7 protein-coding genes, 1 pseudogene and 1 riboswitch are annotated in these 7,943 nt (G+C 34.3%); of the genes and pseudogenes, 1 reads left to right on the plus strand and 7 read right to left on the minus strand.

The annotated features are described in order from the left end of the window. From WBF61_RS06340 to WBF61_RS06350, 3 genes are all read right to left on the minus strand, one after another. Positions 1 to 2,479 (minus strand): cation-translocating P-type ATPase (locus WBF61_RS06340; protein ID WP_424254925.1); only part of this gene is annotated, 2,479 nt, incomplete at its 3' end. Positions 2,480 to 2,604: 125 nt separating this feature from the next. Continuing rightward, on the minus strand, positions 2,605 to 2,928 hold the full coding sequence (locus WBF61_RS06345) for an MGMT family protein (protein ID WP_424254927.1): 324 nt from the start codon (positions 2,926 to 2,928) through the stop codon (positions 2,605 to 2,607). Positions 2,929 to 3,092: 164 nt separating this feature from the next. Then, the gene (locus tag WBF61_RS06350; protein ID WP_424254928.1) at positions 3,093 to 4,556 is read right to left on the minus strand and encodes an NCS2 family permease; all 1,464 of its coding nucleotides are present in this window, start codon (positions 4,554 to 4,556) and stop codon (positions 3,093 to 3,095) included. 172 nt (positions 4,557 to 4,728) lie between these two features. Further along, positions 4,729 to 4,828: riboswitch (purine riboswitch) on the minus strand. A 493-nt stretch (positions 4,829 to 5,321) separates the two neighbouring features. Between WBF61_RS06350 and WBF61_RS06355 the strand changes: the two genes are divergently transcribed. Next, positions 5,322 to 5,543, plus strand: coding sequence for a glutathione reductase (locus WBF61_RS06355; protein ID WP_424254930.1), 222 nt, complete (start codon positions 5,322 to 5,324; stop codon positions 5,541 to 5,543). Between the two features lie 109 nt (positions 5,544 to 5,652). On the opposite strand, the gene WBF61_RS06360 is transcribed toward WBF61_RS06355, so the two are convergent. The 4 genes and pseudogenes from WBF61_RS06360 to WBF61_RS06375 form a co-directional block, all read right to left on the minus strand. Continuing rightward, the gene (locus tag WBF61_RS06360) at positions 5,653 to 6,438 is read right to left on the minus strand and encodes a substrate-binding domain-containing protein (protein ID WP_424254932.1); all 786 of its coding nucleotides are present in this window, start codon (positions 6,436 to 6,438) and stop codon (positions 5,653 to 5,655) included. A 30-nt stretch (positions 6,439 to 6,468) separates the two neighbouring features. After that, the gene (locus tag WBF61_RS06365) at positions 6,469 to 6,684 is read right to left on the minus strand and encodes a LacI family DNA-binding transcriptional regulator (protein WP_424254933.1); all 216 of its coding nucleotides are present in this window, start codon (positions 6,682 to 6,684) and stop codon (positions 6,469 to 6,471) included. A 73-nt stretch (positions 6,685 to 6,757) separates the two neighbouring features. Further along, positions 6,758 to 7,762: an aldose epimerase family protein gene (locus tag WBF61_RS06370; protein ID WP_424254935.1), complete on the minus strand. Its 1,005-nt coding sequence runs from the start codon at positions 7,760 to 7,762 to the stop codon at positions 6,758 to 6,760. Further along, positions 7,749 to 7,943 (minus strand): annotated as a pseudogene (locus tag WBF61_RS06375) (beta-phosphoglucomutase); the annotation flags it as partial. The gene WBF61_RS06370 and the pseudogene WBF61_RS06375, both read right to left, overlap by 14 nt.

Consider the following 7,943-nt stretch of genomic DNA (forward strand, 5'->3'; position numbering starts at 1 on the left):
ACAGTTTATTTTTAAAGAATCCTACTGTAAAGAGTGACTTATCAACAGATTTCACATTAAACGCATGGAACAACTGCAACATACCTAACGTTACAAAAGCCATCGTTAAAGCATCACTATGAATTAACTCACTATTTCCAGCATGGACTGGGTTATTCGTTGCCCACCAGTAAACAAATAAGGTAATCCCGCCTTCAAAGATACCTTGATAAATAATACTTCCTAACACGCCATTAGAAAAAAATGTAGCCTCTTTTCCACGAGGTTTTTGCTTCATGCTATCCGCTTCTGCAGGTTCTAATCCTAAAGCAATCGCAGGGAAGGTATCTGTTACTAAATTAATCCATAAAATATGCACTGGTGCTAAAATACTCCATCCAAAAAGTGTGGCAATAAATAAAGTTAACACTTCACCTAAGTTTGCAGACAGTAAATACTGAATAGACTTTTGGATATTTGAAAAAACTTTGCGTCCTTCTTCTACTGCAACGACAATAGTTGAAAAATTATCATCAGCTAATACCATATCGCTCGCACCTTTAGACACTTCAGTACCTGTAATTCCCATTCCTATACCAATATCGGCTGTTTTTAATGCTGGTGCATCGTTTACTCCATCACCTGTCATAGCAACGATTTTACCTGCTTTTTGCCATGCTTTAACAATTCGAACTTTGTGTTGTGGAGAAACACGCGCATAAACAGAATAATCTTTTACTTTAGTTGAAAAATCTTCATCACTAATCTCATCCAGCTCAGCACCCGTTATTACTCCTCCAACTTGAGACTCTTCCAGAATCCCTAATCTTCTAGCAATCGCTTCTGCAGTATCACGGTGATCTCCAGTAATCATAACAGATCTTATCCCAGCTTGACGTGCTACTAAAACAGCCTCTTTTGCTTCTTCTCTTTCTGGATCAATCATACCGATTAAACCTGAAAAAATTAAATCTTGCTCGACGTTTTCTGATTTCACTTCAGGTGGTACAGTGTCTATTACTTTATAAGCAGTAGCTAAAACGCGCAATGCTTGAGTTGCTAACTCGTGGTTTGTTTCTAAAATAGTTTGCTTCATATTTTCATCTAATGGTTTAACTTCATTATTTTCATTATAACTCGTGCATCGTTTTAATAATTCGTCAGGCGCACCTTTAACAGCAACTAAACATTTGCCATCTGCCTGTTTGTGAATAGTAGTCATCAGTTTTCTTTCTGAGTCAAAAGGAATTTCAGCTACACGAGGTTCCTTTGCCAAAACGTCAGAAACATTGATTTCTTTATCTAAGGCAAACTGAATCAAAGCTGTCTCCGTTGGGTCGCCAATTAATGTCCTATCTCCAGATATCTGTGTATCATTTGCATACATCATTGAACGCAAAACTGGAGAATTAGTATCTATAGAATCTGAGCTATCTTGAAGCTGACCGTTTACATATATCTTTTCAACTGTCATTTTATTCATTGTCAGTGTTCCGGTTTTGTCGGAACAAATAATATCCGTACTTCCTAACGTCTCAACCGCCGGCAATTTACGAACAAGAGCTTTTCGTTTAGCCATTTTTTGTGTTCCTAATGCTAATATGATTGTAACAATAGCTGGTAAACCTTCTGGAATAGCCGCTACTGCTAAAGATATAGAAGTCAATAACATCTCTACCCAACCTCGACCGTTCGATAAACCTACAACAAATATCACGACAGCAATAATTAAAATAGCAACTGTTAAATACTTCCCTAGACGGTTTAAATTATTTTGAAGTGGAGTCATCGTATCGTCTGTTGAAGCAAGCATCTGTGCGATTTCTCCCACTTCAGTATTCATTCCCGTTCCAACTACAATCCCTTCACCACGACCATATGTAACATTACTGTTCATATAAGCCATATTTGTTCGATCGCCTATCCCAGCTTTCTCATCTTCAAGAACCGTTAACTCTTTGTTTACTGGAACTGATTCTCCAGTTAGTCCAGATTCTTCTATTTGCAAAGAAGCCACTTCAATTAAACGCAAATCTGCTGGTACAATATTGCCTGCTTCTAATAAGACAACATCCCCAACGACTAATTGATCACTTTTTAACGAAACAACAGTTCCATCACGTTTTACTCGTGCTTCTGGCGAAGACATCTCTCTCAAAGCGTTTATGGCTTCCTCAGCTTTTGCTTCTTGAAATACTCCTAAAACAGCATTTAAGACAACGACTACAAGAATGATAATAGAATCTGTCAAATCTCCAAAAACACCTGATATTACAGCTGCTGCTAATAAGACAATAATCATAAAGTCTTTAAACTGTTCAAGAAATTTTATCAATAGACTTTTACTTTTTCCTTCATCTAATTGATTAGGTCCATATTCGGCTATTCTTTTTTCAGCTTCTGCTGAAGTCAACCCCTTTTCAGATGATTGAACTTTCTCAAAAACAGTTGACTCGTCTAACGTAAAATAAGATACATTCTTCTGTTCCTTCTTATCCATAGTTTAAGCTCCCCTTCTTAAGAACTATTTTTTATACACATTAGTTAGATTATATCTTTCTGCTTTAAGCAAAGCAAAGATTTAAGTAAAACCAAGCAGCTTATTTTTTGTAGACTCAATTACAATCAGAAAGGTTCTTCAATCTCTGGGTGATAAAGATACTTATCTAAACTTACTTTTCCATTTACTGTTAATTCAATACCTTCAGCTATCAACTTTTCTTTTTGAGTAAATCGTCCTTCCTCATCTTTTAATCCAATTTCACCTTTAGCGTTTATTATTCGATGCCACGGAATATCATATTTTTTACTCATTGAATGCAAGATACGTGCTACTTGTCGAGCTCCTCGTTTATTCCCAGATATTTCTGCAACTTGTCCATATGTCATGACTTTTCCAGCTGGAATACTTTTCATAATCTTTAGTGCTTTTTCAGTAAAAGGTGTCATTTTTTCTCTCCTTCTTATTTCTGAACAAATATTCATTGCTTCTTTTAGTTTAACAGGTTCTGGAGATGATGGTGCCTTTCTTTATTATTTTAGATAGATAAAAAAACATTCTTCCGTTTTTCAGTAGATAACTGAAAAATGAAAGAATGCTGATTCAGTACTAATTAGATAAACGCCAAGACAATAAAATTAAGAATAAATAATCCTGTTGAAATCCATAATACTGGATGAATTTCATTTGTTTTCTTTTTAGCAACTTTTACAATAACAAAAAAGATAAAACCGGCTGCAATTCCGTAAGAAATGCTATAAGCCAGTCCCATAAAGATTGAAGTGAAAAATGCGGGGATAGCTTCTTCTAAATCATTCCATTTTATCTCAAGTAATGCAGACATCATCATGATACCGACAATAATCAAGGAAGGAGCTGTTGCTTGAGTAGGTACTATTGCTATGAATGAAGAAAAGAGGCTAGATAATAAAAATAATACAGCTACTACAACACTTGTTAAGCCTGTTCGACCACCTGCACCGATTCCAGCAGCACTTTCAACAAATGTAGTCGTGTTCGATGTTCCAAAAATAGCTCCTACTGATGTGGCAATCGCATCTGCGAATAAGGCTCTATCCATTTTAGATTTGACACCTGAACCTGTTTCTAAAGCTGCCTCATCTTCTGTTGTAAAAATACCTGTTTTACGACCCGTTCCAATAAACGTTCCAATTGTATCAAAGATATCAGATAGACTAAAAGCAAAAATAGTCATTAAAACTAAAGGTAGACGAGAGGCATCTGAGAATAGTGACACCATTCCATTTGATCCAAATGCAGCACCAAATGTGATTTTCAATTCAGAAATCGCATTGCCTAACGAATTATCTGGATTAGAAATAGCTGATAAATCAACAATTCCCATCGGTATACCAATAAGAGTTGTCGCAATAATACCAATTAGAATAGCACCTCGAACATTTAAGACAACAAGTACAACCGTTATAATTAAACCGATTAAAGCTAATAAAGTTCCTTTGTCAGTGAAATTTACTAATCCGGGAATAATACCGCCATCTGTTACTACACTTCCAATACCACCTGTATAAGTCGCTTCTGTTGCATTAAATGGAGCATTGTTGATTGATTGTATATTGGGACTTTCTGAAGTAAACTTTAAAAATCCAGCATTTTTGATTCCTATATAGGCAACAAATACTCCGATCCCTCCACCAATTGCGTGCTGAATTAATTCAGGAATGGAATGGATAATCATTTTTCTTATTTTAGTTACTGTTATTAAAATATTAAAGATTCCACAAATAAAAACCATCGCTAAAGCTTCTTGCCATGAAAATCCTAACGCAAAAACAACCGTATAAGTAAAGAACGCATTTAATCCCATTCCTGGAGCTTGAGCATATGGAACATTTGCAAATAATCCCATTACTAACGTTCCTATTGCTGAGGCGATTAGCGTCGCCAGAAAAACGGCTTGGGTAGGCATACCTGTTAAAGATAATAGTGCAGGATTGACAAATATAATATAAGACATTGCAAAAAATGTTGTTATTCCAGCTATAACCTCCGTACTAACCGTTGTTCCATTTTCTTTCAGCTTAAAAAAATTCTCCACTTTTATTCCCACCTTATTTTTAATTGCAAAAAAATACAAGAATGTATTCTCCCTAGTAGTATAAATTAATAGAATGAGCAGAATCTTTTTGTGCTACTAAAAAGCTAGTAGAACGCAAAAAAACAGTTAATTCTACATCAACTGTATCATCCTAACTATTTTGGGACAGCAAAAAAAGCAGCTTTCCCCTAATAGTCGGAACATTTACGGTGTCCGGTAGAAACTTAAAGCCCATATCGCTTAATTATATTAGAGTGTATTTCTTCGTCTTCATTTAGTATAAAACAAACCTTTTCTTATTACAACAATTTAACTAACATTTTCAAGTTAAAAATCATTAACGTTCGTTTTTTGTCGATTCTGGCATAATCTTATTCCATTTATTTTCATCCTTACTTTAAGTCAGAATTTCTATCCATGAACTATATAAAAATCAATAATAATACTATTTTATAGAATAATTTAAAATTGATTTCTTTATTTAGTAGTAGTTAGAATCCAAGTTATACACTACATTTTGTGGACAACCTCTTTTTTCAACGCTTATGTATTTTTAAAACACTTGTTGTATCAATATTCCTAAATTCTTAACTTGTTTTTCAACAGGTTGTGCACAAAGTTATCAACAGACTGTGCACAACTTATATTCTTGTTTTTTTATTCATCTTTTTTATAGGTTAATCGTGTAATCCTATTTTTTACCTTTTTAACTTTTTACTGTATAATATGGGTTACACTACTAACGTTAAAAAAGGAGAGATTACAATGGAATGGACTCAAGTAAAAGGATATGACCAATTAGACGAAGATCAAATTCAAAGACTCAGCCTTGTTTACGCTCGCCATATGGAAGAATTGGATGACCCATCTAAATATAAAATCGAAAATATTGAAAACATTAAAAGAAATCAAGAAAACTATTCCGTTACATTAACGTTCACTAATGGAGAGACGATACACTACACACCTGAAGGCGAATGGTATTGATCCAATTATCAACTAGTGCTAGATAATAGAAATAAGCGTCTCAAGTTATAAAACTTGAGACGCTTATTTTTTGGAAACAATTTATAAAGTAAAAAACAATGAATTTAAATTAGGTTATTTTATTCAATTTAATACATGAATTTCGTTCGATAATTTCGTGTGGTAAAATAATTTTTATAGCTAATGTTTGTTTTCCTTCAATAAATTCTATTAGTTTTTCTACGACTTGCTCACTTAAATAAGCTACATGTAAATCAATAGATGTTAAGGTTGGTTGAACTATTTCTGTAAACATAGAATTATTAAAACTAATAATGGAGACATCTTCTGGTATTCTTAAATTAATTTCTTTTAATGAATAGATAAGTTCCATTGCAATCAAATCATCACCTGCAACTACAGCTGTCGGAAAGTTTTTTGAAGAAAACAATTCTTTAATTGTTTCTTTTTGGCTTAGATTAGTTGATTTTCCCTGTATGATATACTCAGAATTATAGTCTATACCCGCTGATAAAAGTGCTTGTTTGTATCCAGATAATCTTTCTGAAGACATCATTTGGCCAAAATTACCGTCTATATAAGCTATTTTTTTATGTTCTAGAGCTAATAAATAATCGGTTGCATCTTTTCCTGCTAACTGGTTGTCATTATCGACATAAACAATCTCATTTTCATATTCATAGGGTTTTCCAATCATCGCATAAAACAAGTTTTCTTTATGCAAGTAATCGATAATTCTATCTTTTTGCTTAGAGTAAAGAACAATAAACCCATCTGCTCTTCCACCTTTAGACATTGTTTGAATGCTTTCGAGCAACTCTTCTTCTGTTGTTCCAGAAGCTAAGGCCACCATATATTTTTTTTCATTGCAGGCTTTACTGATCCCACGAATCATTTCTAGGAAAAAAGGGTTTTTAAAAACTGTTCAATCAGAAACAGGTAAAATAACACCAATAGTCCGCATATTTTTATTTACTAACCCTCGCGCTGCTAAATTCGGCTGATAACCAAGTTCTTTCATTACTGAACGAACTTTTTTTTTAGTTTTTTCACTAATACTTGAATGATCTTGAATCGTGCGTGAAACAGTTGAGGTAGCTACACCTGCTTTTTTTGCAACATCTTTGATTGTAATTGCCAAAAAATCCACTTCCTTATTATTGATCATTATCTTCCATTATCATAGGTCATAATAGGTGGGCTGACAAGCTTCTTTATACCAAAAATTGGTAAACCGTCTGAGATGTATGAAGTTGGTTAGGCTCTAGAACGATAGATTGAAACTGGTTATGATGAACTGCGTCTGGAAGTTCTTGCGTTTCTAGCGCAATCCCTAAATGGCTACACATTTTCCGGCCATTAATTACATACTCTTCATCCATTCCGGTAGTAGAAAAAACAACCACTGCTTCACGTGTCGTTTGAATTTCCAAACTTCTACCACTTTTTAATTCATTCATTCGTACTTTTCCGTTTGCTAATTTAAATGCTGTATCGTAACCATTGGGGTATTTCTTTATAGCATCCTTCATTAAAACTGGTTTTCTAAAATCATACGCTGTATTCTGAACAGGTAATAATTGACCTGTGGGACACTTATCCTCAGCTATTTCTGTATAAACGTTACTACAAATTTGTAATTGATGATCTAGTATTGTCCGTTTTGCATTCCCACTTAAGTTGAAATAAGAGTGATTCGTAGGATTAAAGAGCGTTTGTCTATCTGTTTTTGCTTCTATATTCATAATCCAGGTATTTTCATTTGTCCATAAATAGGTAACCGTTATTGCTAAGTTACCGGGATAACCATTCTCACCAGCTGGGCTATGATGAGTAAACTGAATCCCTAATGAATCAGTTTGATTTTTTATTAATTTAGTTTGCCAAACAACTTGGCTAAAAGTATTTTCTCCTCCATGGATATGATTGGTCTTTTCATTGAGTGTTAACTTGTAATCTAACCATTGACCACGTTTAATTCTCCCAGCAACACGTCCGACAATCGCTCCAAAATAAGCTGGGTAATCCATATAGTCCGCTAATGTATCAAATCCTAATACAACATTTTCTACATGCCCATCTTTATCAGGCACCAAAATACCACTGACAATTGCACCATAATTTAAACACTTGAATACAGCACCTTGACTATTGCTTAAGTGGTATTCAACAACTTCTTGATTGTCTATCCAACCATAGTGCCGTTTAGTTAGTTCCACTGAACTCAGTCCAAGCTTTTTTTATTCGTTCCATAGTTAATTCTTCTGTAGAATCCACCGTTTTATCTGCAGCACTTAATACCTTTTTATCTCCGACGGCAATGGAAACCATATTCGCACGATTAATTGACTCAACACCTGCAGCTGCATCCTCAATCCCCACGCACTCGCTAACTAGACA

The organism is Carnobacterium sp. (assembly GCF_049673005.1).
GTDB lineage: Bacteria > Bacillota > Bacilli > Lactobacillales > Carnobacteriaceae > Carnobacterium_A.

What these genes read in the sequence shown, in the direction of transcription:
- WBF61_RS06345 (WP_424254927.1), bottom strand. Translation starts at nt 2,928, where the DNA reads ATGACACCTTTTACTGAAAAAGCACTAAAGATTATGAAAAGTATTCCA.
- WBF61_RS06355 (WP_424254930.1), top strand. Translation starts at nt 5,322, where the DNA reads ATGGAATGGACTCAAGTAAAAGGATATGACCAATTAGACGAAGATCAA.
- WBF61_RS06360 (WP_424254932.1), bottom strand. Translation starts at nt 6,438, where the DNA reads ATGATTCGTGGGATCAGTAAAGCCTGCAATGAAAAAAAATATATGGTG.